This window comes from Streptomyces sp. NPDC002825 (genome assembly GCF_040295385.1).
Lineage (GTDB): Bacteria > Actinomycetota > Actinomycetes > Streptomycetales > Streptomycetaceae > Streptomyces.
On record NZ_JBEOVH010000027.1, the window covers coordinates 77,712 to 103,070 of the forward strand.

Annotated in this window: 30 protein-coding genes; 5 read left to right on the top strand and 25 right to left on the bottom strand. The window is 70.2% G+C overall.

The features are described from left to right. Window positions 1-38: 38 nt before the first annotated feature. The 4 genes from ABT041_RS28775 to ABT041_RS28790 all read right to left on the bottom strand — a co-directional run bounded on the left by ABT041_RS28775 (window position 39) and on the right by ABT041_RS28790 (window position 6,316). A complete protein-coding gene (locus tag ABT041_RS28775; RefSeq protein ID WP_351189692.1) occupies window positions 39-1,472 on the bottom strand; it encodes a sugar porter family MFS transporter in 1,434 nt (477 codons plus the stop codon). A gap of 193 nt (window positions 1,473-1,665) precedes the next feature. Further along, window positions 1,666-5,199: a chromosome segregation protein SMC gene (gene smc / locus ABT041_RS28780; RefSeq protein ID WP_351189694.1), complete on the bottom strand. Its 3,534-nt coding sequence runs from the start codon at window positions 5,197-5,199 to the stop codon at window positions 1,666-1,668. Window positions 5,200-5,431: 232 nt separating this feature from the next. Further along, window positions 5,432-5,650: a hypothetical protein gene (locus ABT041_RS28785; RefSeq protein ID WP_351189696.1), complete on the bottom strand. Its 219-nt coding sequence runs from the start codon at window positions 5,648-5,650 to the stop codon at window positions 5,432-5,434. Window positions 5,651-6,034: 384 nt separating this feature from the next. Then, window positions 6,035-6,316, bottom strand: coding sequence for an acylphosphatase (locus tag ABT041_RS28790; protein WP_351189699.1), 282 nt, complete (start codon window positions 6,314-6,316; stop codon window positions 6,035-6,037). A gap of 202 nt (window positions 6,317-6,518) precedes the next feature. On the opposite strand from ABT041_RS28790, the gene ABT041_RS28795 reads away from it, so the two are divergent. Beyond that, window positions 6,519-7,415 (top strand): CAP domain-containing protein, encoded by an 897-nt coding sequence (locus ABT041_RS28795; protein WP_351189702.1) that lies wholly within the window; start codon window positions 6,519-6,521, stop codon window positions 7,413-7,415. A gap of 96 nt (window positions 7,416-7,511) precedes the next feature. Here ABT041_RS28795 and ABT041_RS28800 read toward each other — a convergent pair whose 3' ends face one another. The 13 genes from ABT041_RS28800 to ABT041_RS28860 form a co-directional block, all read right to left on the bottom strand. After that, complete coding sequence (locus tag ABT041_RS28800; RefSeq protein ID WP_351189704.1) at window positions 7,512-7,949, bottom strand: hypothetical protein; 438 nt, start codon at window positions 7,947-7,949, stop codon at window positions 7,512-7,514. A 52-nt stretch (window positions 7,950-8,001) separates the two neighbouring features. Beyond that, entirely contained in the window at window positions 8,002-9,234 is a 1,233-nt protein-coding gene (locus ABT041_RS28805; RefSeq protein ID WP_351189707.1) for a tyrosine-type recombinase/integrase, read from the bottom strand. Then, complete coding sequence (locus ABT041_RS28810; RefSeq protein ID WP_351189710.1) at window positions 9,234-9,431, bottom strand: helix-turn-helix domain-containing protein; 198 nt, start codon at window positions 9,429-9,431, stop codon at window positions 9,234-9,236. Before ABT041_RS28810 ends, ABT041_RS28805 begins: the two co-directional genes overlap by 1 nt. A 2-nt stretch (window positions 9,432-9,433) precedes the next feature. Next, entirely contained in the window at window positions 9,434-10,831 is a 1,398-nt protein-coding gene (repSA, locus tag ABT041_RS28815; protein WP_351189713.1) for a replication initiator protein RepSA, read from the bottom strand. A 4-nt stretch (window positions 10,832-10,835) separates the two neighbouring features. After that, the gene (locus ABT041_RS28820; protein WP_351189715.1) at window positions 10,836-11,015 is read right to left on the bottom strand and encodes a hypothetical protein; all 180 of its coding nucleotides are present in this window, start codon (window positions 11,013-11,015) and stop codon (window positions 10,836-10,838) included. A gap of 94 nt (window positions 11,016-11,109) precedes the next feature. After that, entirely contained in the window at window positions 11,110-11,661 is a 552-nt protein-coding gene (locus ABT041_RS28825) for a GGDEF domain-containing protein (RefSeq protein WP_351189718.1), read from the bottom strand. Window positions 11,662-11,666: 5 nt separating this feature from the next. Then, window positions 11,667-11,906, bottom strand: a complete 240-nt coding sequence (locus ABT041_RS28830; RefSeq protein ID WP_351189721.1) for a hypothetical protein — start codon at window positions 11,904-11,906, stop codon at window positions 11,667-11,669. A 1-nt stretch (window position 11,907) separates the two neighbouring features. Next, on the bottom strand, window positions 11,908-12,222 hold the full coding sequence (locus tag ABT041_RS28835) for a SpdD-like protein (RefSeq protein ID WP_351189724.1): 315 nt from the start codon (window positions 12,220-12,222) through the stop codon (window positions 11,908-11,910). Between the two features lie 12 nt (window positions 12,223-12,234). Further along, complete coding sequence (locus ABT041_RS28840) at window positions 12,235-12,390, bottom strand: hypothetical protein (RefSeq protein WP_107103710.1); 156 nt, start codon at window positions 12,388-12,390, stop codon at window positions 12,235-12,237. Window positions 12,391-12,408: 18 nt separating this feature from the next. Further along, window positions 12,409-12,597 (bottom strand): mobile element transfer protein, encoded by a 189-nt coding sequence (locus ABT041_RS28845; protein WP_351189728.1) that lies wholly within the window; start codon window positions 12,595-12,597, stop codon window positions 12,409-12,411. A gap of 19 nt (window positions 12,598-12,616) precedes the next feature. Beyond that, the gene (locus ABT041_RS28850; protein WP_351189731.1) at window positions 12,617-13,321 is read right to left on the bottom strand and encodes a DUF2637 domain-containing protein; all 705 of its coding nucleotides are present in this window, start codon (window positions 13,319-13,321) and stop codon (window positions 12,617-12,619) included. A gap of 79 nt (window positions 13,322-13,400) precedes the next feature. Beyond that, window positions 13,401-14,750 (bottom strand): FtsK/SpoIIIE domain-containing protein, encoded by a 1,350-nt coding sequence (locus ABT041_RS28855; protein WP_351189734.1) that lies wholly within the window; start codon window positions 14,748-14,750, stop codon window positions 13,401-13,403. 2 nt (window positions 14,751-14,752) lie between these two features. After that, window positions 14,753-15,085 carry an SCO3933 family regulatory protein gene (locus tag ABT041_RS28860; RefSeq protein WP_351189736.1) on the bottom strand — a complete coding sequence of 111 codons (333 nt, stop codon included), beginning with the start codon at window positions 15,083-15,085 and terminating at the stop codon, window positions 14,753-14,755. A 167-nt stretch (window positions 15,086-15,252) separates the two neighbouring features. On the opposite strand from ABT041_RS28860, the gene ABT041_RS28865 reads away from it, so the two are divergent. The 3 genes from ABT041_RS28865 to ABT041_RS28875 all read left to right on the top strand — a co-directional run bounded on the left by ABT041_RS28865 (window position 15,253) and on the right by ABT041_RS28875 (window position 18,525). After that, window positions 15,253-16,089 (top strand): sigma-70 family RNA polymerase sigma factor, encoded by an 837-nt coding sequence (locus ABT041_RS28865; RefSeq protein WP_351189739.1) that lies wholly within the window; start codon window positions 15,253-15,255, stop codon window positions 16,087-16,089. A 1-nt stretch (window position 16,090) separates the two neighbouring features. Then, window positions 16,091-16,903: a protein phosphatase 2C domain-containing protein gene (locus ABT041_RS28870; protein WP_351189742.1), complete on the top strand. Its 813-nt coding sequence runs from the start codon at window positions 16,091-16,093 to the stop codon at window positions 16,901-16,903. 593 nt (window positions 16,904-17,496) lie between these two features. Then, the gene (locus ABT041_RS28875) at window positions 17,497-18,525 is read left to right on the top strand and encodes a hypothetical protein (RefSeq protein ID WP_351189745.1); all 1,029 of its coding nucleotides are present in this window, start codon (window positions 17,497-17,499) and stop codon (window positions 18,523-18,525) included. Window positions 18,526-19,016: 491 nt separating this feature from the next. On the opposite strand, the gene ABT041_RS28880 is transcribed toward ABT041_RS28875, so the two are convergent. Beyond that, window positions 19,017-19,601, bottom strand: a complete 585-nt coding sequence (locus tag ABT041_RS28880) for a flavodoxin family protein (protein ID WP_351189748.1) — start codon at window positions 19,599-19,601, stop codon at window positions 19,017-19,019. 123 nt (window positions 19,602-19,724) lie between these two features. Here ABT041_RS28880 and ABT041_RS28885 point away from each other — a divergent pair, with 123 nt between their 5' ends. Beyond that, window positions 19,725-20,135 (top strand): winged helix-turn-helix transcriptional regulator, encoded by a 411-nt coding sequence (locus ABT041_RS28885; protein WP_351189751.1) that lies wholly within the window; start codon window positions 19,725-19,727, stop codon window positions 20,133-20,135. Between the two features lie 161 nt (window positions 20,136-20,296). Here the strand turns inward: ABT041_RS28885 and mutM are convergent, their stop codons facing one another. The 7 genes from mutM to rsmD form a co-directional block, all read right to left on the bottom strand. After that, window positions 20,297-21,157: a bifunctional DNA-formamidopyrimidine glycosylase/DNA-(apurinic or apyrimidinic site) lyase gene (mutM, locus tag ABT041_RS28890; RefSeq protein WP_351189754.1), complete on the bottom strand. Its 861-nt coding sequence runs from the start codon at window positions 21,155-21,157 to the stop codon at window positions 20,297-20,299. 140 nt (window positions 21,158-21,297) lie between these two features. Then, window positions 21,298-22,092, bottom strand: a complete 795-nt coding sequence (gene rnc / locus ABT041_RS28895) for a ribonuclease III (RefSeq protein ID WP_351189757.1) — start codon at window positions 22,090-22,092, stop codon at window positions 21,298-21,300. 19 nt (window positions 22,093-22,111) lie between these two features. Continuing rightward, window positions 22,112-22,285: a 50S ribosomal protein L32 gene (gene rpmF, locus ABT041_RS28900; protein ID WP_015036448.1), complete on the bottom strand. Its 174-nt coding sequence runs from the start codon at window positions 22,283-22,285 to the stop codon at window positions 22,112-22,114. Window positions 22,286-22,287: 2 nt separating this feature from the next. Next, window positions 22,288-22,950 (bottom strand): YceD family protein, encoded by a 663-nt coding sequence (locus tag ABT041_RS28905; RefSeq protein ID WP_351189826.1) that lies wholly within the window; start codon window positions 22,948-22,950, stop codon window positions 22,288-22,290. Between the two features lie 138 nt (window positions 22,951-23,088). Beyond that, entirely contained in the window at window positions 23,089-24,111 is a 1,023-nt protein-coding gene (locus tag ABT041_RS28910) for a F0F1 ATP synthase subunit B (RefSeq protein ID WP_351189761.1), read from the bottom strand. 110 nt (window positions 24,112-24,221) lie between these two features. After that, the gene (gene coaD / locus ABT041_RS28915) at window positions 24,222-24,701 is read right to left on the bottom strand and encodes a pantetheine-phosphate adenylyltransferase (RefSeq protein WP_351189829.1); all 480 of its coding nucleotides are present in this window, start codon (window positions 24,699-24,701) and stop codon (window positions 24,222-24,224) included. A gap of 26 nt (window positions 24,702-24,727) precedes the next feature. Next, on the bottom strand, window positions 24,728-25,309 hold the full coding sequence (rsmD, locus tag ABT041_RS28920) for a 16S rRNA (guanine(966)-N(2))-methyltransferase RsmD (protein ID WP_351189763.1): 582 nt from the start codon (window positions 25,307-25,309) through the stop codon (window positions 24,728-24,730). Between the last annotated feature and the right edge of the window lie 50 nt (window positions 25,310-25,359).

Below are 25,359 nucleotides of genomic sequence, written 5' to 3' on the forward strand. Positions count from 1 at the left end.
GGCCGGGGCAGTCGTCGTGAGGAGAGGGGCAGCGGGGTTTAGCCCATCTCCTCCAACGCCTTGCCCTTCGTCTCCTTGACGTACCGGAGCACGAAGGGGATCGAGAGCACGGCGAAGATCGTGTAGATCACGTAGGTGCCGGAGAGGTTCCAGTCCGCGAGGGACGGGAAGCTGGCGGTGATGGCCCAGTTGGCGATCCACTGGGCGGAGGCGGCGACGCCGAGGGCGGCGGCGCGGATCCGGTTGGGGAACATCTCGCCGAGGAAGACCCAGACCACCACGCCCCACGAGAGGGCGAAGAAGAGCACGAAGACATGCGCGGCGACGAGGGCCACCACGCCCTGGGTCTCGGGCAGCTTGCCGTCGACGAGGTCGGCGGAGAAGGCCCAGGCCTCGAAGGCGAGGGCGATCGCCATGCCGACGGAGCCGACGAGGGCGAGCGGCTTGCGGCCGACGCGGTCCACCAGGACCATCGCGATCACGGTGCCGATGATGTTGATGATCGACGTGGTGAACGAGTAGAAGAACGAGCTCGACGGGTCGATGCCGACGGACTGCCAGAGCGTCGCGGAGTAGTAGAAGGCGACGTTGATGCCGACGAGCTGCTGGAAGACCGAGAGTCCGATGCCGACCCAGACGATGGGCAGGAGCCTGGACCTGCTGCCGGCGACGAGCAGGTCCTTGAAGGTGGACTTGTGCTCGCTGCGCATGGCCCGGTCGATCTCGGCGACGCGGTGGTCGAGGTCGACGCCGTGGCCCTCGACCTCGGCGAGGACCTCCTTGGCCCGGTCGATCTTCCCGACGGAGATGAGGAAGCGGGGGGACTCGGGGATCGCGAAGGACAGCATGCCGTAGAGGAGCGCGGGGACGACCATCACGCCGAGCATCCACTGCCAGGCCTCGATGCCGCCGATCTCGCCGCGCTGGTCGCCGTCGGCGAGCTGGAGGATGCCGTAGTTGACCAGCTGGGAGATGGCGATGCCGATGACGATCGCGGCCTGCTGGAAGGAGCCGAGGCGGCCTCGGTAGGCGGCGGGGGCGACCTCGGCGATGTAGGCGGGGCCGATGACGGAGGCCATGCCGATGGCGAAGCCGCCGATGATCCGCCAGAGGGCGAGGTCCCAGAGGGCGAAGGGCAGCGCGGAGCCGACGGCGCTGACGGCGAAGAGGGCCGCGGAGATCTGCATACAGCGGATGCGTCCGATGCGGTCGGCGATCCGGCCCGCGGTGGCGGCGCCGATGGCGCAGCCGATCAGGGCGATGGCGATGACCTGGGCGAGCGTGCCGGAGCCGATGTCGTAGCGGTCGCGGATCGCCTCGACGGCGCCGTTGATGACGGAGCTGTCGTAGCCGAAGAGGAAGCCGCCCATCGCGGCGGAGGCCGTGATGAAGATGACGTGGCCGAGGTGGTCCGGGTGGGCGGCTCGGCCTTCGGAAGGCGGCGGCGTGGGCGCCTGCGCGGTGCTGGTCACATGGACTCCTCGGTGGGGGGCAAGCCCTTCCAGTGGCGCACAACTTCACGCCGCCCACCACGTGAAGGTAAAAGCAACGTTGCAGAGACTATGCCTTCATGTTTCGAAGTCAATACTCGATGTCGTGTGACTTTATGAGCACCGCGAAGCCTCTTGAGTTCACAGGTTGAACGCAGAGGAGATCCCCCGAGCCTCAGCGGAGTCGCTGGCTGATCACCTTCGAGACGCCGTCGCCCTGCATGGACACGCCATAGAGGGCGTCCGCGACCTCCATCGTCCGCTTCTGGTGCGTGATCACGATCAGCTGCGAGGACTCCTGGAGCTCCCGCATGATCCGGATCAGCCGCTGGAGGTTGGTGTCGTCGAGGGCCGCCTCGACCTCGTCCATCACGTAGAACGGGCTGGGCCTGGCCTTGAAGATCGAGACGAGCAGCGCCACGGCGGTCAGCGAGCGCTCCCCGCCGGAGAGCAGCGAGAGGCGCTTGACCTTCTTGCCCGGCGGACGGGCCTCCACCTCGACACCGGTGGTGAGCATGCTGTCCGGGTCGGTGAGCACGAGCCGGCCCTCGCCGCCCGGGAAGAGCCGCGAGAAGACGCCCTCGAACTCGCGGGCGGTGTCCCGGTACGCCTCGGTGAAGACCTGCTCGACGCGCAGGTCGACCTCCTTCACGACCTGAAGCAGGTCGGTGCGGGTCTTCTTCAGGTCCTCCAGCTGCTCCGAGAGAAACCGGTGGCGCTCCTCAAGGGCCGCGAACTCCTCCAGGGCCAGCGGATTGACCTTGCCGAGCTGGTGGTACGCCCGTTCGGCGGCCTTCAGCCGCTTCTCCTGCTCCGAACGGACGAACGGCCGCGGCCGGGCCTCGGACGCCTCCTCCGGTTCCCCCTCCGCCACGGGCGAGGGGGGCACGGGCTGCTCCGGGCCGTACTCGGCGACCAGGGCGGTCGCCTCCACGCCGAACTCCTCCAGGGCCTTCGCCTCCAGCTGCTCGATCCGCAGCCGCTTCTCGGCGCCGAGCACCTCGCCCCGGTGGACCGAGTCGGTCAGCTTGTCGAGCTCCGCCTTGAGGTCCCGGCCCCGGGCCCGGGCGGCCGTCAGACCCTGCTCCCGGTCGGCCCTCGCCGCCTCGGCGACCACCCGCTCCCGCTCGGCGCGGACCAGGGAGACCTCGACATGGGCCAGGAGGGCGCGGGCACCGGCGGCGACCGCGCCCGCCACGCGCTCCTCGTGGCGCAGCCGGGCCCGGCGCTGCTCGGCACGCGCGCGTGCCTCCCGTTCGGCGCGGGCGGCCCGGTCGAGCGAGTCCGCCCGTCCGGCCAGGCCCTTGACCCGCTCCTCGTGGGTACGGACCTGGAGCCGCGCCTCCATCTCGGTCTGGCGCGCGTTGGAGCCGTCGATCGCGAGCCGGTCGCGCGTGGAGGTGTCGGGCTCGTCCTCGGCCGGCATCTCCTCGGCCACGAGGAGCCGTTCGGCGAGTTCCTCGGCTTCGGCGGTGGCCTTCTCCAGGGCCTCCTGGGCGCGGGCGGCGGCCGCCGCGGTCCGCTCGGCCTCCCCGGCCGCTCCCCTGGCCTGGCCGGCGAGCCGTCCGAGCCGCTGGGCGACGGCGGACCGCTCGCGCTCCCCCGCGCGGCGGCGGGTGTCGAGCTCCTCCACGAGCGCCGCGGCGGTGCGGCGCCGCTCGGCGGCCTCGGTCTGCGCGGCGGCGAACTCCTCGCAGCGTATGGCCAGTTCGTCGAGTTCGGCGGCGGCTTCGGCGACGGAGGCCTGGACTTCGAGGAGGCTGGGCGCGCCGGCCGAGCCGCCCTGAGCGAAGTGCGCCCCGAGCAGGTCGCCTTCGCTGGTGACGGCGGTCAGCTCGGGCCGGGTCCTGACGAGTTCGGCGGCTTCGTCGAGGTCGCCGACGACCACGATGCCGGCGAGCAACCGGCCGACGGCGGCGAGGAGTTCGCCGGGCCCGTGGACCAGGTCGGCGGCGTACGGGTGTCCGTCGGCCGGCACCGCGGGGCGCGGCTCGGGGGCTCCGGCCAGGATCAGCGTGGCCCGGCCCGCGTCCTGCTTGCGCAGCAGGCGCAGGGCTTCGGCGGCGGCGGAGGGCCCTTCGGCGGCGAGCGCGTCGGCGGCCGCGCCGAGGGCGGCGGCGACGGGGATCTCGTATCCGGGGGTGACGGTGAGGAGTTCGGCGGCCGGGCCGAGGAGTCCGGTGAGCCCCGCGGAGAGCAGGGCGCCCGTGCCGTCCTTGCGGCGGAGCCCGAGGGCGAGGGTGTCGTGCCGGGCCCGGGTGGCGGCGCGGCGGCGCTCGGCGTCGGCGGCGGCCTCGCGGGCGGCGCTCAGCGCGGCCTCGGCGTCGGCCAGTTCGCGGCGGGCGGCCTCGTAGCGCTCGCTGTGCTCGGTGTCCTCCGCGTCGAGGCCGTCGACCTCGGCCTTCAGCTGCTCGTACTCCTCCTGCGCGGCGGCCGCGCGCTCCGCGGCCTCGTCGCGGGCGGCGGCGAGCCGGTCGATCTCCGCCTGGGCGGAGGCGGCGCGCGAGCGGGCCGCGTTGACCTGGCCGTGGAGCCGGGCGAGGCCTTCGCGGCGGTCGGCGATGGCGCGTGCCAGGTCCTTGAGGCGGCGCTCCTCGGCCGCGAGGCTGCGCTCCAGGTCGGAGCGGTGGGCGACGGTGTCCTCCAGGGCGCGCTCGGCGGCCTCCAGGGCGGCTTCGAGCTCGGCCTCCTGTTCGCGGACGCGGGCGGCCTCCCGCTCCAGGTCCTCCGGGTCGCGGCCGCGGCGCTCCTCGGCGGGTGCGGTGGTGGCGCTCTTCACGCGCGCGTCGGCGAGGGAGACGGTGCCGCGGACGCGCTCGGCGAGCTGGGACAGGGCGTACCAGTTCTGCTGTGCGCGCTCCAGGCGGGGCACGAGGGTGCGGGCCTCCGCTTCGAGCTCGGCCTCCCGGGCGAGGGCGGCGCGGAGCTCGGCCTCGGTGGCCTCCTTGCGGGCGAGCAGGGCCGCCTCGTCGGCGACCTCGGCGTTCAGCGCCTGCTGGAGGCGGACGAGGTCGTCGGCGAGGAGGCGGAGCCGGGCGTCGCGCAGGTCGGCCTGGATGACGACGGCGCGGCGGGCGACGGCGGCCTGCCGGCCGAGCGGCTTGAGCTGGCGGCGGAGCTCGTCGGTGAGGTCCTGCACGCGCGCGAGGTTGGCCTGCATCGCGTCCAGCTTCCGCAGCGCCTTCTCTTTCCGCTTGCGGTGCTTGAGGACGCCGGCGGCCTCCTCGATGAAGGCGCGGCGGCCCATCGGGTCGGCGTGCAGCACGGAGTCGAGCTGGCCCTGTCCGACGATGACGTGCATCTCGCGGCCGATGCCGGAGTCGGAGAGCAGTTCCTGGAAGTCGAGCAGCCGGCAGGTGTCGCCGTTGATCTGGTACTCGCTGCTGCCGCCGCGGAACATGATCCGGGTGAGGGTGACCTCGGCGTAGTCGATGGGCAGCGCGCCGTCGGAGTTGTCGATGGTCAGCGAGACCTCGGCGCGGCCGAGCGGGGGGCGCCCGGTCGTGCCGGCGAAGATGACGTCCTCCATCTTGCCGCCGCGCAGCGACTTGGCGCCCTGCTCGCCCATGACCCAGGACAGGGCGTCCACCACGTTGGACTTGCCGGAGCCGTTGGGGCCCACGACACAGGTGATTCCCGGTTCGAACCGCAGCGTGGTGGCCGAGGCGAACGACTTGAATCCGCGGAGGGTCAGGGCCTTGAGGTGCACCCCGGGGACTCTACCGGGGCGCGTGCGTTTCGCCCGCGATCGTGTGGGGCAGATCCTCGGATGAGGAGGGGTGGTACGCGGGGGAAACGGCGGGTGAAAGAAAGAAGGGACGCCGAGGCGCCCCTTGCATGTCCAGCTGTCGTGCACGTGCGTCGTTCCGCACGATCAGCTGTGTGGGTGTCCGGCTGCGCCGACGAGAATGCTTTCCGCCTGGCCCCGGGGGGCTGGGTTGTCAGGTGAGCGCAGGCTCTGCCTGGGGTACGTCGAGGTCGATGCCGTTCAGCAGCGACTCTCCCTGGTGCTGAGCGGCGGCAGCGGCGAGCGTGTCGTTCTCGGACTGGATCCGTACCAGCTCGGATTCGAGGTCCTGGACACGCTGCTGAAGCCGTCGCATCTCGGCGAGGAGTCGCGGGTCGGAGCCGCCGACGTAACCGAGAAGCGCCTTTGCCATGATGGATGGTCCTCCACAATGAGTGACCGACCGAAGCGGTGTGGGTCGTGAGGGATTCGCACCCGCGGTGCTCGGCAGTTTGTCGTGCCGGTTCCACTGCCAAACAGCTAAGGTGCGCGGGGCTTCCAGAGTCTCACCAAAAAGTTTGACGGTCAACACGATCACGCCCCGTTTGAAGGGCTACCGAGGAGTCCCGGGCCGCTCAGCGGGCGGCGGGGCGTTCGAACTCGGTGCCTCGGGGGCGTCGCGATCATCCTTACGGGGCAGCCTTGCACGACCGGCGCGACTTGGCAACCATCAGGCGGTTCGCTGGTCACGCCCCTGTTACCGCGCGTCCGCCCGGTGCCGCTCTCGGTCACCGGGCGGGGTTTCGGAGCGTGATCGTCAGCGGATGGCGAAGCTGTCGTAGCCGCCGCGCGGGGTGTCCCAGATCTCAGTGACGCCGTCCACACGTCCGGGTGTGTCGTCGGACCGGAGCCAGTCCAGCAGACGGTGGCAATTCTCACGCGGCCCCTCGGCCACGACCTGCACCCTGCCGTCGTCGAGGTTCAGGGCGAAGCCCACCAGGCCGCCGATCTCCAAGGCGTTTGCCCTGGTGAACCAGCGGAAGCCCACTCCCTGTACCCGGCCGCGCACCCAGGCGGTCATCCGTACGTCGTCACTCATGGCTGCACGCTAACGGGCGGATTGCCAGATCAGCACATCGCCCCTGCGTCTCATGGCGTACAGTCCCGACCGAACAGACCTCACCCGTTCGGGGACGCGCCGTTCGACTGTCGACCCGAAGCGGTACCGACAGCAAAGATCAGCAAAGCCCGGCGTAGAACCGGCGAAGATCCGCGAAGACCAGCAGAGGAAGGCAGAGCAGATGGGACGCCACCGTCGCTCCGGCGCCGCACCCGCCGCAGAAGACTACGCGGCCGGTTCGGGCCGCCCTCAGCAGGGTGCCCGCCGCCGTCGGCCGGTGCGCACCGGCCTGCTCGGCGCCTCCGCGGCCGTCGCGGTCGGCGCGGTCGCCGTCGCCTCGGGTTTGCTGCCCGGCGGGGACACGTTCACCGTCGGCAGCGCCGGCACGAGCGAGCGCCAGGTCCAGACCCGGCAGGCCCCGGAGCTGACGACGCAGGGCGGGGCCACGCAGACCCCGGCGGGGTCGAGCGCCGACAAGGCCCGCACCTCCCCGTCCCCCTCGGCGACCCCGTCCGGGAAGCCGAGCCCGAAGGCCACCCCCAAGCCGAAGCCGACCCCGACGAAGACGAGGACGGCCACCCCGAAGCCGGTGCCGACGAAGGTCTCGGCCGCGCCCACGACCCAGGCGCCCGCGCCGAAGCCGGTCCCGACCACGGCTGCTCCGACCGAGCGGGCCACGGTCACCTCCACCGCCGACCGGGGCGACGCGGCCGAGGCCGAGGTCCTGCGCCTGGTCAACGTCGAACGCGGCAAGGTGGGCTGCGCCCCGGTCCGCGCGGACGCGAAGCTCTCGGCGCTGGCCGGCGCGTTCAGCGCGGACATGGCGGCCCGCGGCTTCTTCGACCACACGGACCCGGACGGCGACACGCCCTGGGTCCGGGCGGAGCAGGCGGGCGTCACGGGCATGGGCGGCGAGAACATCGCACGCGGCCAGGTGGACGCGGCGGCGGTGATGGCGTCCTGGATGAACAGCGACGGCCACCGCGCCAACATCCTGAACTGCGACTTCACCAGCCTGGGCGTGGGCGTCGTCTTCGGCGACGGCGGCCCCTGGTGGACCCAGGACTTCGGCTACTGAGATTCCCGCAGGTCAGAGCCCTACTACTTCTCGTGGGCCGTCCCGGGGCCGTGATCGGCACCTGGGGCGGCCCACATTGCGTCTGCGGCCTACTGCCTAATGGCCGTAGAGATGCCCCCGCACCAAGGGGTCGTTCTCCAGGATGAAGTCCGAGACCTTCCAGAAGTCGTTCAGCAGCGGGTGCTGAAGAGCCGCCTCCCGATCGAGCTTGCGCCCGAAGAGAGGCCCATCCGCATGGGCGAGGCCGGCGGTCACCAGAGTGGACGCGGGGGACGTCTGCCCCTGCACCGGACCGACCCGGCAGCCGAAGGCGACGTGATCGGCCCACTGGTCCGGACCGGCGCCCCAGGTGCCGAAGATGACGTCGATCCACGCATCGTGGTCCCGGTCCGTGTGGTGATAGCAGTCGGCGAAGTACACGGCGTACGGGGCGCCGTCCGCGTGGATGAAGTTCCAGGCCCGTTCTTTGGGAGCCTTGCAGCAATCGCAGGTGAACTCACGGGTCTGGCGGTCGGGGCCAAAGGTCAGCAGCATGCCGGCCATCATGCTCGACGCCGTGACCTCGGGTTCCAGCGGGTTGAGCGGACTACGCCTGGTCATCCGTATGCCCTTCAGGTTCGACGACAGGGGCGGCCCACACCGCGTCCACGGCGGTCCGCGTACGGGTCTGGCTCGACGGCATGAGGTGGGTGTAGGTCCGCAGCGTGAACCCGGGGTCGTGGTGGCCGAGGTACTCGCTCAGCGCCTTGATGCTCTCCCCCGCGTCCAGGAGTACGGACGCGTAGAAGTGCCGGAGCGCGTGCATCCCGTTGTCCCGCCCGCCCACGATGCCGGCGGCACGGAGGGCCGGACGCCACTGGCGGTCGTTGAAACGGTTCCGGTTCAGGGAGAGCCCCTCCGGACTCCGGAAGATCAGCGTCGCCGTGACCGGCGGACCATCGAGCGTCTTCCAGGGCAGGGTGACCTCTGCCGCCGGGAACTGGTGAAGGTGATCGGACAGCGCGAGGGCGATGGACTCGGGCAGAGGCACGTCCCGTTCCTTGCCACCCTTGGGCGGAGCGAAGACCGGGCGGTTGCGGAGCAGCTTCACCTGTCGGACGACGTGGACGACTCCGCCCCGGAGGTCCAGGTCCTCGACGGCGAGGCCGAACACCTCCCCCTGGCGCAGACCGCACCCGGCGGCGGAGTCGACAAGGGCCTGGTACCGCTCGGGCAACTCGGCCCGGACGGCCATGACGCGGGCAGCCGACCACGGCTTCACCTTGCGGGGGTCAGGCCGGGGCGCCTTTACGGACCGGGCACTGCAGGGGTTGGCCCTGATGATCCGGTCCTCCACGGCGGCCGTGAAGACCGTAGAGACGTGCGCGAAGATCCCACGCCGGTAAGAAGCGGAGAGGCCCGCGTCCTCCAGCGTGCGCATCCACAGACGAAGGTGCGTCGGGTTGAAGGAGCTCATGGGCCGCGTCCCTATGTGCGGAAGCACGTGGAGCCGGAGGCGCATCTCGACGGACTCCCGCGTGGACGGATCGGTCCCCTGGGTCTTGATCCACTGAGTCGTGTACTGCTCGAAGGTGACCTTGCCTGCCTCCGGAGCGATGTAGTCGCCCCGGGACATGTCCGCCTCGATGTTGGACAACCAGATCTCGGCCTTGCGCTTCTGCTTGTCCGGGAAGCTTTTCGACTTCTCGGTGCCGTCCGGGCCGATGTAGCGGGCGCGGTACCGAAGGCCGACACCGTGGCGCTCGGTCTTGACCCGCTGAGGCTTACCGTCGGGCCCAGGCTCCGTCTTGAACCAGCGGTCCTGGATGTGCCCGGCCATCAGGCGGCTTCCTTGTACATAAGGGAGGCCACCCAGACGCGAACGTCCTCGGGGTCGAAGCGAAGGTGCCGGCCGACGCGGAAGCCCCGGGGGCCGGTGTCCTTCCGGCGCCACTGGTAGACGGTCTCCAGCGGGACGCCCAGGAGGTCCGCGAGGTCGGTCGGCGTGAGGTATCGCTGCGGCAGAGCACGGGCCACGGTCACCACTCCCCCATGTCGGTGGCTTCGAGTTCGGTACGGATCTCGCGTGCGTGTTCGCGGTTGTGCTGGAGGTCCCGGCGGACATTGGCGGCGAGCCAGGACTCACCAGGTGTGGCGCCATGGCCGGCATAGGCCCAGTGGGCGACGACGAGGAAGGGCGCTTCCGGGTGTTCGTCGGGGTCGGGCAGGCCGAGGGCGGTGCGTTGCTGGTGGGCTCGGTAGTCGGCGCGGACCTGGCGTAAGGCGCCGAGGGTGGTGGAGTAGGCGCGGGACTTGGTGGAGAAGTGGCCGCGGAAGCCGAGCATGTGAGCCCAGGCACGGAGGCGCCGGTCCGGGTAGGCGGCATCCAGGTCCATGCAGGCTTCCATCAGCCGCCGGGGGTGGTCCGGGACGTCGAGGAGGATCAGGGCTTCCTTGTTGCCCACGCGGTGGTCGACAGAGCCGGTGGTCTCGGCGGCCTTGGTGGCGTACTTGGCAACGTAGGCGGCGACGGCCTGTTCGGTCAGCTCTTCGCCCTGGCCGAAGGCGCCGATGGGCTGGACGTCGAGCTGGGCGCCCCAGGTGAGGGTGCGATCCTGGCCGACGCCGTAGGCCGGGGCGGCGGGGACGACCACTTGGGCCCGGGCGGCGGCGGCCCGGATGGCGTCGGTGAGGAGGTCGAGGGTGGCCCAGGCCGGGGGCGGGGTGTCGGGCCCTTGAGGGCCGTCGAAGCGGATGACGGCGTGGAAGTGAACGGCGCCGCGCTTTTGGTACTCGGCGACCTTGCCGAAGGAGACGCGGGACTGTTCGCGGGCGGCTTTCTGGGTGAGGCCGGCGCGGGCGGCGACCTCACGGCGGAGGTAGATCGTGAAGTACCGCCACAGCTCGGAGGCGTGGTTGTTCCACAGCACCGCACCCGCGTAGTCGTACGAGGACGGGTCGAGCGGGGTGCCCAGCTCCGGGGCATCCTCGGCGTGGCGGGTGCCGCAGCGGCAGGGCCGGGAGCTGGGCCGGTTGTGGACCGGGCCGAAGGACGGGGCGGTGAGCGTGGCGAAGACCCGGGGGTGATCGCGGATCGTCTCCGGGGTGCCCTTGTCGCCGACGAGTCCGGCGCGGATCAGGTGGTAGGTGTCGCCCGCGTAGGTCCAGGCGCAGGAGGGGCAACGGGAGGCCCGCCGGTTGCCGCAGGCCACACGCAGGACCCCGCCGGGCTCGGCGTCGGTGTTGTAGGCATGGAGCACGGTCCGGGTGGCCGGGTCGATGGTCCTGGTGCCGCCGGTGAGGCGGATGGGGGCGGTGCATCCGCCGGTGCGGCGGAGTTGTTCGGTGAGGCGGTCGAAGCCGGGGGACCCGGCCATCCGGAGCAGGTCGCTCAGGGTGGCCGGGTCCAGGCCCGCCTGGAGGGCGGCGTCGGTCAACGGGTCACTTCCCCGCACGGACGACGGCGGCCGGGGTGGTGCGGGTGCCGGTGCCCTGGCAGGCGGGGCAGGCGGCGGCGAGGGTGCGGCGCTGTCCGTCGGGGGTGAGGCTGCCGGTGGTGATGTGGACGACGGGGAAGCCGTCGCAATGGGAGCAGACGCGCGGGGTCGGGGTCTGGGGCATTATGAGGTTTCCCTTTCGGGTCCGGTGGATCTGGGAGGGGTTGAGGCGCCCGGGGCGGCGGAAGTTTGGCGACCGAGGCCGTCCCGGGGGCCGCTCAGCGTGTGTGGTTGCGCCTGCCGTGGCCCTTGGCCGCGTACATCGATGCGTCGGCGGTCGAGAGGGCGTCGGTGAGGGTCGGGACCGGCAGGTGTTCGCGGTGGCAGTGGCCGACCGAGGCCGAGACCGGCAGGACGTGACCGTTGTGTTCGACCGGCTGATCCAGCGCGATCCGCAGGGCGAAGAGGCCGGCGGTGTGGGCGGGGTCGGTGACGATGGCGGCGAACTCGTCTCCGCCGAGGCGGGCAGCGATGCCGTGGCGTCCGCACCAGTCGGTCAGCCTGTCGGCGGTGGCGGTGAGGACCGCGTCTCCGGCGGCGTGGCCGTGGGTGTCGTTGATGGCCTTGAAGTCGTCCAGGTCGACCAGGAGCACGAGCGCGTTCGCGTTCTTGGCCAGCAGGTGTTCGGCACGGGCCGACCATCCGTCGCGGGTATGGAGGCTGGTCAGGGGGTCGCGGCGGGCGGTGGCCAGACGGCGCAGGAGCAGTCCGCCGTGCAGGGCCCAGCCGAGGGCCGGTAAACCGGCGGCGGCGAGGGTCTGGGTGTCCATGGTGGTCACCGGCCCTTGCGGCGGTTGCGGGTGGGCTTGATGGGCGGGATGGCGTCGTAGGCGTCCCGGCCCTGCTCAAAGGAGTTCATGTCGCTCGCGCTGGCGCCGGAGGTGCCCAGCTGGCGGGTGATGCGGCCCATGGCCTTGCGGTCGCCGTGGCGCCTGGCGATGGCGTACTCGCGGCCCAGTTCGGCCATCTGCGGGTTGGACGGGGCGTCGGTGGACTTGCGGCTGAACAGACCCATCTCAGTGCTTCCTTTCCTGGTTGAGCAGGGACTTGAGGACGACCGCGCACACGGCGACGGAGACACCGGTGATGGCGACCGCGAGGAGCATCGAGACCAGGACGGCGCCGACGACCAGGACCACCGCACCGCCGCCGGCCGCGAGGGCGAGCGCGCTGCCCGGGGTCAGCTGGACCAAGGTGCGAGGCGCAGCGACCGGGGCCGGGACCGGGGTCGAGGCGACCGGCTCGACCCCGCTGTCGACGGGGATGGGCTTGAGGAGGGGGATGGGGGTGCCGGTCGGGAGCGGGTTGACCGGGACGTGCGGTCGGAGCATGACGGGGTCTCCCTACTTGGTGATCGGGTCGATGAGCGGGGCGAACAGGCTGTCGGCGAGGAGGTAGCCGCCGAGGAGGAGGACGGCGACGAGCCACCAGGGCGGGCGGATGAGCTTGATGCCGAGGCCGCCGACGACGATCAGGGCGAGCCAGAGCGGGACGTCCACGAGACGGGCTCCTTCGGGTCAGCGCGGGTTGCAGCGGTGGGTGCGGGCGGCGAGTTCGGCGGCGGCGCGGGTGTTGTAGTCGGCGGAGAAGTCGCAGCCGGGGGCCGTGCACACGGCGGTGTGCTTGGTGCGGCCCCGGCCGTCGTGGTGGGTGCCGATCTGCACCGGGCCGATGCGGATCACGTGGTGGAAGCGGTTCGGGCGCACGGGTCTTGCTCCTTCCGGGTCAGGCGAGTTGGAGCGCGATGGAGTCCGCGAGCGCGGCGGGCATGCCGTGCCGGGAGCGGAGGGTTTCCGCGTCGATCGGTGCACCGGTCTGGGCCCGGTGGGCGTCCGCGATTTTCTGGGCATGGGCGAGGAGCGCGGGCGGCACGGTGACGACGGGTGCCGAGGGAGCAGGCTCCGGCAGCTGTTCCTGCGGGGCAGGCTCCGGCTGTGGCTCCTGCGAGCCGAGTTGGGCCGGCGGGAGTTCCGGTGCATGTTCCGGAGCGCGCTCCACGAACAGATCCGGAACGGGCTCGTAGTCGGGTTCCTTGACCGGTGCGGGCTCCGGTTCCCGCACGGGTACGGCAGCGTGTGCGTGGGCGAGGAGGGTGCCGCCGAGGAAGGCGAGGGCGGGCCATCCGGCGACGAGGATGCGCAGCCAATCGGGGACGTCGCTCATGTCGAGGAGTCCGGCGGTGGCGACGTTGGCGCCGAGTGAAGCGATGAGGGCGATGGCGAACCAGAGCCAGGCGTCGCGGTTGGCGGTGTCGGTGCGCATCCGGCGCCAGGCAGCGACCAGGAGCAGGTCGACGGAGACCGGGTAGGCCCACGCCTTCCAGCCGTCCTGCCCGGCCGCTTCGGCCAGGTCGTGCAGGTGGGCGAAGGACAAGGCCCCGGCGATGACGGCCTGGACCAGGACGGCGTCGAGGCGGAGGGTGCGGAACACTCGGTCACCTCCTTTCGGGCATGGGTCGGGTAGGGACCTGGCGTGAGACGGTCACGCCGACCGAAGTGGGACAGGTGAGCTACGCGGTGGCCGGGCTCGGCTTCACCAGCGGGACCGACTCCGGGTCGCCGACGCTCTCCGGGATGGCGGGGCGGTAGACGGCGAGGGCGGGCAGGTCCGGGGTGAGGTGGGCGTGCGCGGCGCAGATCGCGGCCGCTTCGGCGGCGGTGAGGGCGGGGGTGCGGATGCGGGACCAGCCGCCGGAGGTGTCCCCGGCCACCGCGACGCCGGGCCGGTCGGGCGGGATGGTCAGCACCGTGACCACAGCGTCCGGGGCGATGTCTCCGACACCCATCTCGGCGGTCTGCTTGTCGTTGACCCGGTGCACGGTCCGGCCCGTGAGCTGGGCGCGCAGGGCGGTGGCGCCCTTGCCGAGGTCGGAACCGAACCGCTGCCCGCAGACCTCCAGGAAGATGCCGGCCGCGCGGGCCAGCTGGCCGAGGCGGATCAGCTGAGTGACCATCCGGTCCCGGCGTTCCTCGTCCTTCTTCGTCGCCACGAGGAAGAGTTCCGCGACCTCGTCCACCAGGACCACGACCGGGACCGGCCGGATCTTCTCGGGGAGGGCCCAGATATCGGCGACGCCGTGGTCACTGAGCAGGTCGAAGCGGGATTCCATCTCCCCCACCAGCCCGTCCAACAGGCCGTCCGCTTCCTCCGGGGTGATCGCGAGGGCGGAGAGGCGGGGCGCGTAGCCGCGCTGTTCGACACCGCGCTTGCAGTCGATGCCGACCAGGGCCACCCGCAGCCGGGCCAGCCCGGCGATCAGGTTGCGCTGGTACATGGACTTGCCCGACTGGTTCGCGCCGAGGGTCAGCGCGTGCGGGACCTTGAGGTAGTCCCGTACGAACGCGGTCCCATCCTCCCGCAGGGCAACCGGCACCGTCATCGGCCCCGAGGGGCTCTGGCGAGGCATCCGCACCCGGTTGAGGACGTCGTAGCCGGTCATCCGCAGTTCCACGAAGCCGGGCTTGGTCTCGAAGACGTTGACGGAGTGGACGCCCCAGGCGTGCCGCAGCCGTTCGGAGGCCGCCATCACGTCGGCGGGCTCCAGACCGGCCGGGAGACGGAGGGTGACCCGCAGGCCGGTCGAGGTGCCCCGCACGCGGCGGACCTTCGGCGGGACGGGCTGGACGTCGGGGCGGCGGGCGAGGTTGCGGACCACGAACGCCCGCAGGCGGGACGGCTGCACCGTCAGCCCGCACACGTCCATCGTCGAGCGGTAGTTCATCGCCAACCGCACCCGCGTCACCGGCAGGCCGACCAGCGACCAGAACACCCGGGGTGCGCGGACCTTCGCGTATCCGAGACCGCCGGCGGTTCCGGCGAGCGGGAGGCCGACCTCCCATAACGTCGCCATGTCCGTCATGGTCAGACCCCCATCGGGGTGACCGCGACGGCGCGGAACGAGATGCCGTGGCGGGTCTGGCCGTTGAACGTGTTCTCCCAGTCCCGGGCCTTGAGCCCGATGACCGACACCGGCATGCCGGGGGCCAGACCCTCGGGGAGACCGGTCTCCGGGATCGTCACCTGGTAGAGGTTGCCCTCCCCCTCGTCGGAGATCAGGAGGCCCACCGTGGACAGCCCGGCGCCGGTCTCCCGGTCCATGGCGCGCTCGCCGGTCTGCTTGCTCACGAGCTTCGGCGTGGGAGCGGTCGCGACGAACACGACGGCGGTCGAAAGGTCGATCTTGAAGGACGGCATGTCCACTCTCCCGGTAAGGGGGGCTTAACAGCCCGAGCGTCGAATCCCCCGGCCGTGTTAAGGGGGGGTTAGCACCCAAGATGCACTCGACTGGTGCAAGGTGTCAAGCCCCCCTTAACATGTGGGTATGAAGTCAGCCCTATGTCCGGTTCCGCGAGGTGTTCGCCGTGATTGAAGAAGTGCGGCGGGTCGCCGCCATGCAAGATCACGCGCTCCGCGTGAAGGCCGCAGTGGAGCTGATGGGGGACTTGCAAGCCGCCGTCGTTGAGACCTCTCGCATGCGCAAGGAGAGCATCGCTTGGCTGCGCGATCACGGGCATTCCATGGCGGACGTCGCCAAGATGATGGGCGTCAGTCGGGCGCGTGTGGCGCAGCTCCGTGATGCCGGCCCCCCGCCGGAGCGCGCGTTCCTCGGCACCGAGCACGCCCAGGTACTCGTACCCATGCGACCGGGCGAGCGGGACTACGTAGCGCTCGAAGACAGCTCCACGGGACAGAAGCTGTTGGCGTTGGCGCATCGGCTTCAGCTCGACGGAGACCTCGGCTACATCCCGACGTCGGGCGCGATCGACCTCAACCGCGATGACCTCATGGTCGTCTGCGGTCCCAAGACGTCGCCCGTCACCGCCGAGGCTCTGGGCAAGGATCCGCGGCTGGCCTTCGAGACCCTGCCCGACGGGCGCTGGGCCTTGACCGAGAGGGACGGCGGCACCGTACACACCTCTCCCACCGACGACCCCGAGGCGCCGTCGCCGACGGACATCGCATATCTCGGCCGACTGCCGAGGCCCGACGGACAGGGCACCTTCCTGCTCATCGCCGGCGTCCACGCGGTGGGTTCGCTGGGCGTGGCCCACTTCCTCTCCGAGAACATCGCCGACCTGTACAAGCAGGCGGGCACAGCGCCGTTCTCCATGGTGATCGCCGCCGACTACGACCCGAGCACGAAGACGATCAGCAGCAGCCGCGCGCTAAGCGACGTCCTGATCCACGAGACCACCTGACGTGCTCGTCGACGCGGCCAGCTACCCCCGGCCTCAGGGCCCAAACGAGGACTTCACGCTCTCCGACTCCACCGCGGCCGTGGTCCTGGACGGAGCCGGCATGGCACCGGGGATGAAGTCGGGGTGCCGACACGGAGTCGCCTGGTACGTAGAGCGGTTGGGGACTCGCCTGCACGCGGAGGCCGCCCGGGGAGACGAGCCCCTGACGATCTGCCTGGCGACGGCCATCGAATCGACGGCGAGCCTGCACCGGGACACCTGCGTGGTCGACAACCCGCTTTCCCCTTCCGCAACAGTAGCTGTGGCCCGGGTGCGGGGTGACGTCCTCGAGTGGCTCGTCCTGGGAGACTGCACGGTTCTCGTCGACAGCAACGGCGTAGCGACGGCCACAACGGACGACCGCCTCGCCCAGGTAGCGCCACGAGCCCGCGAAGCCCTCACAAGGGCAGCCCCAGGGACGCCGGAGCGGCAGCGAGCCCACGAAGCCCTGGTCCGGGAAGAGCGCAGCCTGCGCAACACTCCGGGCGGGTACTGGGTGGCAGCGGCTGACCCCGCAGCAGCAAGCCAGGCACTCACCGGCACGGAGAGCGCATTCCGCGTCCAAGGCGCTGCCCTGCTGACAGACGGTGCTGGGCGACTCGTGGGGATGTTCCACGCCACCGACTGGCAGGGATACATGACCATGCTCAGCCATGGCGGCCCCGAAGACGTACTCCGGCAAGTCCGCGCAGTGGAAGCATCCGACCCCGACCTCAGCCGATGGCCGCGAAGCAAGCAGTACGACGACGCCACGATCGCGTACATCCGCCCGTAGGGGCCCTGGGGCTGTTACAGATTTCTCTACCTCATCAAGGCACCCGCCGCGCACGGCGCGGCGCGCGCGGCCCGTCGCCCGGGCCTGCGCTCCTGTCTGCGCCCCGCTCCAGCCCGGCCGCCGGCCGCACGCCTGACGGCTTGGGTTGATGGGTGACGAACCCACGATGTGGCCGAGGCGGCACGCGAGTGCGGCTCAGGACGATGCCTCCGGCGGGGGCGCTCCGGCTCCGGGATGGAGGGGGCCCGTGCGCGGGTGCCGACCGGTGGGGTGTGGCGGTGGGGGACTCCCATCCCGTCTGCCGTCGACCCAGGCAGAGCCGAGCAGACACGGCACCGGGCGTCCAGGTCGTTCGTACAGTGGCGCGCTCCACCTGGACGCCCGGCACCGCGCCTGCTCCACGGTGTGTGGGTCGACGGCAGACGGGACGGGAGTCAGGGCAGTGCTCGGTGTGCCGGAAGTCGACGAGGCCATGGCCGCTCGCTCAAAGTCGCTCCGCTGCCCTCTTTCACTGATCTCCACAACTTGGAGAGTTGGATCCCCTAGAGTGGCGATCCAAGCAAAACGAGGGATTCAACCGGGAGTGCCGACTAGTGGCGAATATCGAAATCGCGAACCCTCAGAGTAACCATCTCAAAGCAGGGCTCACGGAAGAAATCCTTACGGACGCCATTGAGAAATCTGGTTACCCTCTCCAAAGCGCTGTTTTTGATCTATTGGGAGGAGATTTTCGCGTACAGCAAGAGTGGGGATTTCGTGATCGAATCACAGGCGAGATGCGGTCCTGCGACCTGATGGCCATGAAGGAGCTAGACGCTCCGCCGTCAAGCGAATCGCGGATTCGTACGTCATTGACGATCCTCATCGAATGTAAGCAGTCAGATCTACCTTATGTATTCTTTTCACCCGCCGAGGCGCCCTGGCGCCTGACTCTCCCCCAGGTCGCGGGACTGCAGCAGGACGAAATTGTCATCTCGACTGATGACTCTCGTTCCACGTGGCTCTACTCCGTTATGCGCGCACTCGAGCTTGCCGAGGAGCCGTTCATGAGTAGAGATGGTTTCTCTATTATGAGCAAGTGTGCCCGCAAGGGGCCCAAGCTGGAACTATCCGGAACAGATGCATATAACGGGATCGTTATGCCCTTGGCGAGCGCAGCGACTCACTTCTCCGCTTCGTCTGCACCCAAGGAATCGCACCGCTTCTTTGATGCGCACCTTCTCGCGGTGGTAGCGGTTCTCGATGCCCCTATGGTTGCGGCGAAAACGGCATCCACTGGAACGGAGTTGAGCTTTACTCCGTGGAGTCGGCTATTCCGTCATGAGCCTGAGGAGCCGGGTGCATTCATGGGCCACACAGGAAAAACGATGGCGATCGATGTTGTCCATAAAGACTTTTTCAATGAGTACTTGAATGGCCATCTGATTCCGTTCGCGCGAACTTTTTCAGAGCGGGTATTGCGGCATCACGAGGTTCTCGCTACAGGAAAGGCGTTTGCTGCAGGGATGGGGGCGAACGGCAGCTCCGGGATTTACGAGCGACTGCAATCGCCTAGGCATATTCCCAAACCGACATCAAGGCGAGGGGCACGTGGCCGCGTATCGGGCGAAGGCAGCGGGTGAGGAGTCGTGTAGGGTGCGACCTCCCCGGCGGTGGTGAGTAAAGAGGTCGTTAGCCCACCCGCTTTGGCTGGGTGGTGGCCGTCGGCCGACATCTACAGCTGACATCAACGGCGGTGGATGCAGGAGCCCAAAGGCGGTCGGCAGTGGCAGGGAGCCTTCGGCTGTTGGCTGAGTACGGCCGGTCCGATCGAACTTCTAAAGCGGGGCTCCGACGCCGAGGAGCAGCTCATCTCTGCGAGCCCCCGGGCCGCCTCGGGGCCGTCGAAGGGCGCTCGACGACGACCAATGCCGACAACCGCCGACGGCTAAGCCGCAGGTCGGAGCATTGATCGTTTACACGGGAGCAGGTCAGAGATCCGGCCTGTCACTTCTTCGGCTACTGAGCCACGGACCCGGAAAGGGCCCCGTCACCGCGAGGTGACGGGGCCCTTTCGCGTGCGCGAGGTCGTACGCGAAGTCGTGCGCGAGCGTGCGCGAGGGGCGCGCGAGGGTCAGGCGGCGGCCTTGCCGGCCGCGAAGGTGCGGGCGGTGGCCGCGACGCGGCGGCCGAGGTGCTCGGCGGTGGCGACGTCGGCCTTGTGGACGCCCTCCGGGCCGAGGTCGTTGTGGGTCTGGGCGCCGGCGCCGGAGAAGAAGCCGAGGCGGTTGAGGTCGTTCTCGGAGGCCTCGCTGGTGTTCCAGCCGGGCTTCAGGCCCAGGTTGACCCAGGTCATGCCGTGCTGGCCGGCGAGGGTCTGGAAGAACTGGAGGGTGTGGCCCTTGTCGCCGCTCTTGGAGCCGGAGTTCGTGAAGCCGGCGGCGAGCTTGTCCAGCCAGGCGTCGGTGAACCAGCGCTTCGAGCTGGCCTCGGCGAACTGGTGGAAGGCGCCGGAGGCGGTGCCCATGTAGGTCGGGGAGCCGAAGACGATCGCGTCGGAGGCGTCGAGCAGCTCCCACTGGGCGTCGGTGATCTCGTCGACCTTGATCAGGTGGACGGTGGCGCCCGCGTCGGCGGCGCCGGCACGGACTGCCTCGGCCAGGACCGCGGTGTGGCCGTAGCCGGAGTGGTAGGCGATGGAGACGACGGGGGTGGTCACAAAAGGCTCCTCGAAGAGGCGTTCGGGGTGATGACCAGAAGTAGAGCACTAACTTTTGGAAAGCGCAAGCAGGTGGATAGCGCCCTCATGGCAGTAAGCGCTGCGCGGGAGTACGGTGGTGGCATGACTGACGACCTCGCCTACGACGTGTTCGCGCGTGCCTGTCCCTCGCGCGGCACGCTGGAGCACGTGACGGGCCGCTGGGGCAGCCTGACCCTGGGCGCCCTGCACGAAGGGACGTTCCGCTTCAACGAGCTGCGGCGCCGGGTCGACGGCGTGAGCGAGAAGATGCTGTCGCAGACCCTGCACGCACTGGAGCGCGACGGTCTCGTCCACCGCGAGGCGCAGCCCACGAACCCGCCGCGGGTCGACTACCGGCTCACCCCGCTCGGCCAGGAGGTCGCGGAGCGGCTCCTCGGCCTCATCCACCTCGTCGAGGGCCGGATGGACCAGGTGCTGGCCGCGCGCGAGAGCTACGACGCGGAGCGCGCCACGACCGCGCCCAGGTCGTCTCTTTCGGATCTTGCCGGTTAAGTTTGCGGCGTCTGGTGCCTGGGGTCTCCCCAGGCCCGCCAGGGCCGAGGGGACGCAAGGCGGAGGGTCGCCCGATTGCTGGACGTACTCGGGCGGGCCCGACAACGCGGCGAGGTGCGGTGCCAGGCGTCGCGGGTCAGGCAAGATCCGGAAGAGACGGCCTACGGCGTGACGCGCGGCGGGCGCTGGCAGCGCGGGCAGAAGTAGCTGGACCGGTTCATCCACGCCCGTCGCCGCATCGGCGTACCGCAGCGGCGGCAGGGCTCGTCCTCGCGACCGTACGCGTCGAGGGAGCGGTCGAAGTAGCCCGACTCTCCGTTGACGTTCACGTACAGGCTGTCGAAGCTGGTGCCGCCGGCGGCGAGCGCCGCGTTCATCACGTCCCGGACGTGCCCGAGCAGCTCGGCCGAGCGCGGTCGCGTCAGGGTGGCCGTCGCCCGGTCGTAGTGCAGCCTGGCCCGCCAGAGCGCCTCGTCGGCGTAGATGTTCCCGACACCGCTGATCAGCGACTGGTCGAGCAGCGCCCGCTTGACGGTGGTACGGCGCAGCCGCAGCGCGCTCTGGAAGGCGGCGTCGTCGAACGCCGGGTCCAGCGGGTCGCGGGCGATGTGCGCGATGACGTCCGGGAGCCCCTCGGGGGTCTGGTCGTGGAGCGAGAGCCCGCCGAAGGTCCGCTGGTCGACGAAGCGGAGCTCGGTGCCGGCGGCATCGTCGAAGCGGATGCGGATGCGGAGGTGCTTCTCGTCCGGGGCGCCCTCAGGCTGCACGAGCAGCTGACCGCTCATGCCGAGGTGGCCCAGGACGGCGGTGCCGGTCTCCGCCAGCGGCAGCCACAGGTACTTGCCCCGCCGACGAGCCACCTCGAAGCGCTGGCCCTTCAGCCGGGCCGCGAAGTCCTCGCCGCCCGCCAGGTGGCGCCGTACGGCCCTGGGGTGCAGCACCTCGACCTCGGTCACGGTGCGTCCGGCGACCCAGCGCTCCAGACCGCGCCGTACGACCTCGACCTCGGGCAGCTCGGGCACGGGACTCCTCCGAAGGGGGACGGACAGGCCCAGTCAGCCTACCGCCCGGAAGGAGGCCGTCCCGCTCCCCCGGAAACAGCTCCGCCCGCCCCTGTCGGGGCGGGCGGGATGACTCCGCTGAAGGAGTGCGGGGTTCGCCGTCAGGCCGAGGCCCGGTCGGCGGTCGGAGAGGGGTCGGCGACCTCTCCCGTGCCGGCGTCGGCCGCGGCCTTCGCCGCCGCCGCACGCTCGTCCGCTGCCGCGCGGATCGCGCGCCACGCGGACTCCGCCGCCTGCTGTTCCGCTTCCTTCTTGCTGCGGCCGGTGCCGGTGCCGTACGAGACACCACCGACGCGGGCGGCAGCAGTAAAGGTCTTCTCGTGGTCCGGACCCTCCTCGGAGACGAGGTACTCCGGGACGCCAAGACCCTCGGCCGCGGTGAGCTCCTGGAGGCTGGTCTTCCAGTCCAGGCCGGCACCGAGGTTCGAGGACTTCTCGATCAGCGGGTCGAAGAGCCGGTGCACCAGCTCGGACGCCGCGTCGAGGCCCTGGTCGAGATAGACCGCGCCGATCACCGCTTCAAGGGTGTCGGCGAGGATGGACGCCTTGTCCCGGCCGCCCGTGCCCTCTTCGCCCCGGCCGAGCCGGATGAAGGAGCCGAGTTCGAGGCCGCGGCCGACCTCCGCCAGTGCGCGCGAGTTGACCACCGCGGCCCGCAGTTTGGCCAGCTGGCCTTCCGGCAGGTCGGGGTGGGTGCGGTACAGCGTGTCCGTGACCACCAGGCCGAGCACGGAGTCCCCGAGGAACTCGAGACGCTCGTTGGTGGGCAGACCGCCGTTCTCGTACGCGTACGAGCGGTGGGTCAGCGCACGCACCAGAAGGGCGGACTCGAGCTGATACCCGAGCCGCCCTTCCAGAAGCGTGTGGGACGAGGCTGCGCTGATGTTCTCAGACATCGTGCCTCTCACCAGCCACTCAGACCGAGAGGACCTGGCGCTTGTTGTAGGTGCCGCAGCTCGGGCACGCGATGTGCTGCAGCTTCGGCTCCTGGCAACGCTCACACGAAACCAGGGTGGGGACCGCAGCCTTCCACTGCGACCGGCGGTGGCGCGTGTTGCTGCGCGACATCTTCCGCTTCGGAACAGCCACGGCTACTTCTCCTGCTTCTCGGCGGCGCTTCGGACGTCCCCGTCAGAGGCTTTGCCGCTCATGTTGTCCTTCTCATCGGTTCCCAGCGAACCGGCGAGTCCCTGCAGTGCCGCCCAACGGATGTCGACGGCTTCATGGTGGTGGTCCGGGTTCTCGTTCAGGTTGGTTCCGCACTCGGAACACAGCCCCGCACAGTCCTCCCGGCACACCGGCTGCATCGGCAGTGCGAGCACCACCGCATCACGCAGCACGGGTTCGAGGTCGAACATGCCGTCCTCGAGGGGGATCATGTCCTCGTCGTCCTCGGCTTCGTCGTCCGCGGCCGCCTTGGAGCGGCCCCGGTCGTCGGAGTCGGGGTACGAGAACATCTCCTGGAAGTCCACGTCGAGCTCCAGCTCGACGGGCTCCAGACACCTTACGCACTCCCCCTCGGCCGATGCACGGGCGGTGCCTGTGACAAGCACCCCTTCCATGACCGACTCAAGACGGAGATCGATGTCCACCGGAGAGCCCTCGGGCACTCCGATGACTCCTTCGACGCCGAGCGCACCGGAGCCACCGGGCGCCTCGACCGAACGCGAGAGCCGCTGCAGGGCACCAGGACGCCGCCCCAGCTCGTGCGTGTCGAACACGAGGGGGTTGCGGTGGTCGAGGCGCGTACTCAGGGCTCTTCCTGCTTTCGGATCGTTCTGCGGCGTTGAGGAGGCTGCCAGACGTGGGCAGCAAGGATCGCGGACATAGCGCGACCGAAGGGCCAGGATACTGGACGCTTCGCTCAGGGCCCAATCCGGGCCCCGTGCCCCCTACTGTCCCTGTTCGTACCGGCGCAGCTGCTCCAGGTCGATCATGCTCGTGTCGAAGAAGCTGGTCTCGTCGAGCGCGGCGGCCTGCTGCGGCTGGGCGTGGACCTGGGCCTGGGGGTCGTACTGCTGCTGCTCGTAGCCGTACTGGCCCTGGTACGCGTACGGGTCCTGCTGCTGGTAACCGTAGGCGTCCTGCTGCTGGTAGCCGTAGCCGGGGTCCTGCTGGGGCTGCTGGTAGCCGTACGGGTCGGGCTGCTGCGCCGGGATCTGCGGCGCGGCCGGTACGGGCTCGGGGGTGGCCAGCTCCGCGAGTCCGGCCAGATAGTCCGCGTCACTGGTGTGCACCGCGCCGCCCAGGCCGTCCTGCGCGGCCATGTGCTCGCCGAGGGCGTCCGTGGCGATCCGGCCGTGGAGCTTCTGCCGGCCGCGGCCGACGGCCTCCAGGGTCTTGCTGAGGACGGCCTCGAAGGCGCCCAGCTTGGCGTCCACGTACTCGTCGGCCCGCTGGATCAGGGTCTGCGGGTCGGCGCTGTACTCGGGGGCGTCCGCGTCGGCGTAGCCGTCCTGGTCCAGGCCCGGGCCGCGGCCGAGGAGCTTCTCGCGCCCGCGGTCGACGGAGCCGATGGTCTTGTTGAGGACGACCTCGAAGTTGGCGAGCTTGGAGTCGACGTAGTCGTCGGCCTCGGCCCGTACCTCCTCGGCCTCGCGGCGGGCCTCGGAGAGGATCCGGTCGGCCTCCTCCTGCGACTCGCGGGCGACCTGGGTGTCGGAGACGATCGAGCCGCGCTCGGCGTGGGCGGCCTCGATGATCCGCTCGGCCTCCTGGCGGGCCTGCTCGACCATCTGCTCGCGGCCGCCGATCAGCTCCTGGGCCTGGGCGAGGGAGCCGGGCAGGGCCTCCCGCACCTCTTCGAGCAGGGCGAGCAGCTCGGCGCGGTTGACCACGCAGGATGCCGACATGGGCATGGAGCGGGCGCCCTGCACGGTCGCGACGATCTCGTCGAGCTTCTTCTGCACGTCCACCTGGTGCTCGCCACTCTCTACAGCTGGATGGAGACGGACGGGACGACTGTAAGGGCAGTCGGCGCCCGTCCGACACCAGATGACGGAGCGTCAGCGGCGGTGGCCGCGCGTCACTTCTGTCGGAGGCGCTCGGTCAGCCGCGGGAGGACCGTCGGCGGGACGAGGTGGGAGACGTCGCCGCCCCAGGCGGCGACCTCCTTCACCAGCGAGGAGGAGAGGAAGCTGTACGTCGGGTTGGTGGGGACGAACAGCGTCTCCACGCCCGAGAGGCCGATGTTCATCTGGGCCATCTGCAGCTCGTAGTCGAAGTCGCTGACCGCGCGCAGGCCCTTGACGATCGCGGGGATGTCGCGCTGCTTGCAGAAGTCGACGAGGAGGCCGTGGAAGGACTCCACCTCGACGTTGCCGAAGTCGGCGGTGACCTCGCGGATCAGCTCGATCCGCTCGTCGACCGTGAAAAGGCCCTTCTTCGACTGATTGATCATCACCGCGACGTGTACGACGTCGTACAGCTTGGAGGCGCGGGCGATGATGTCGAGGTGTCCGTTGGTGATGGGGTCGAATGACCCCGGACAGACGGCGCGGCGCAACTTGGGTCCCTCGCTCTCCGGTCCGGTCATCGTGCGTCTTCGCACGTAGAGGCGGCGCGACCGTACCAAAACGTTCCCTCGCCATAGCGACGGGACCGCAGGGGTTCGAAGCCCTCGGGCCAGCCGAATTCCCCGCCTCGGGTGCTGCGCTCCACGGTGACGAGGGCATCCTCGCTCAGCCAGCCCCCCGAGCGCAGTGTGAGGAGAATCTCGCGAAGATCGGCGTCCGTGACCGCGTACGGCGGGTCGAGGAAGACGAGGTCGTACGGTTCGGCCGGGGCCGGTCCGGTCACGATCTGCTCGGCCTTGCCGGTGCGGAGTTCGGCACCGGGCAGGCCGATCGACCGGACGTTGTCCCGGATCGTCTTCGCGGCGCGGGGTTCGGCCTCGACGAGGAGGGCGTGGACGGCGCCGCGGGAGAGCGCCTCGATGCCGACGGCGCCGGAGCCCGCGTACAGATCGGCGACCCGGGCCCCTGCCAGGCCGTGGAACGACTCCCAGGTGGAGAAGAGGCCCTCCCGTGCCCGGTCGGAGGTGGGGCGGGTGCCGTTGCCGGGGGGCACGGCCAGGCGCCGTCCGCCGGCGGTACCGGCGATCACGCGGGTCATCAGTTTCCTCGTCGTCTTCGTCCTGCGACGTCCAATGCGTACGTCCCAGG

What these genes read in the sequence shown, in the direction of transcription:
- ABT041_RS28785 (WP_351189696.1), bottom strand. Translation starts at nt 5,650, where the DNA reads ATGGCAAAGGCGCTTCTCGGTTACGTCGGCGGCTCCGACCCGCGACTC.
- ABT041_RS28790 (WP_351189699.1), bottom strand. Translation starts at nt 6,316, where the DNA reads ATGAGTGACGACGTACGGATGACCGCCTGGGTGCGCGGCCGGGTACAG.
- ABT041_RS28795 (WP_351189702.1), top strand. Translation starts at nt 6,519, where the DNA reads ATGGGACGCCACCGTCGCTCCGGCGCCGCACCCGCCGCAGAAGACTAC.
- ABT041_RS28800 (WP_351189704.1), bottom strand. Translation starts at nt 7,949, where the DNA reads ATGCTGCTGACCTTTGGCCCCGACCGCCAGACCCGTGAGTTCACCTGC.
- ABT041_RS28805 (WP_351189707.1), bottom strand. Translation starts at nt 9,234, where the DNA reads ATGGCCGGGCACATCCAGGACCGCTGGTTCAAGACGGAGCCTGGGCCC.
- ABT041_RS28820 (WP_351189715.1), bottom strand. Translation starts at nt 11,015, where the DNA reads ATGCCCCAGACCCCGACCCCGCGCGTCTGCTCCCATTGCGACGGCTTC.
- ABT041_RS28825 (WP_351189718.1), bottom strand. Translation starts at nt 11,661, where the DNA reads ATGGACACCCAGACCCTCGCCGCCGCCGGTTTACCGGCCCTCGGCTGG.
- ABT041_RS28830 (WP_351189721.1), bottom strand. Translation starts at nt 11,906, where the DNA reads ATGGGTCTGTTCAGCCGCAAGTCCACCGACGCCCCGTCCAACCCGCAG.
- ABT041_RS28835 (WP_351189724.1), bottom strand. Translation starts at nt 12,222, where the DNA reads ATGCTCCGACCGCACGTCCCGGTCAACCCGCTCCCGACCGGCACCCCC.
- ABT041_RS28855 (WP_351189734.1), bottom strand. Translation starts at nt 14,750, where the DNA reads ATGACGGACATGGCGACGTTATGGGAGGTCGGCCTCCCGCTCGCCGGA.
- ABT041_RS28860 (WP_351189736.1), bottom strand. Translation starts at nt 15,085, where the DNA reads ATGCCGTCCTTCAAGATCGACCTTTCGACCGCCGTCGTGTTCGTCGCG.
- ABT041_RS28885 (WP_351189751.1), top strand. Translation starts at nt 19,725, where the DNA reads ATGACTGACGACCTCGCCTACGACGTGTTCGCGCGTGCCTGTCCCTCG.
- rnc (WP_351189757.1), bottom strand. Translation starts at nt 22,092, where the DNA reads ATGTCTGAGAACATCAGCGCAGCCTCGTCCCACACGCTTCTGGAAGGG.
- rsmD (WP_351189763.1), bottom strand. Translation starts at nt 25,309, where the DNA reads ATGACCCGCGTGATCGCCGGTACCGCCGGCGGACGGCGCCTGGCCGTG.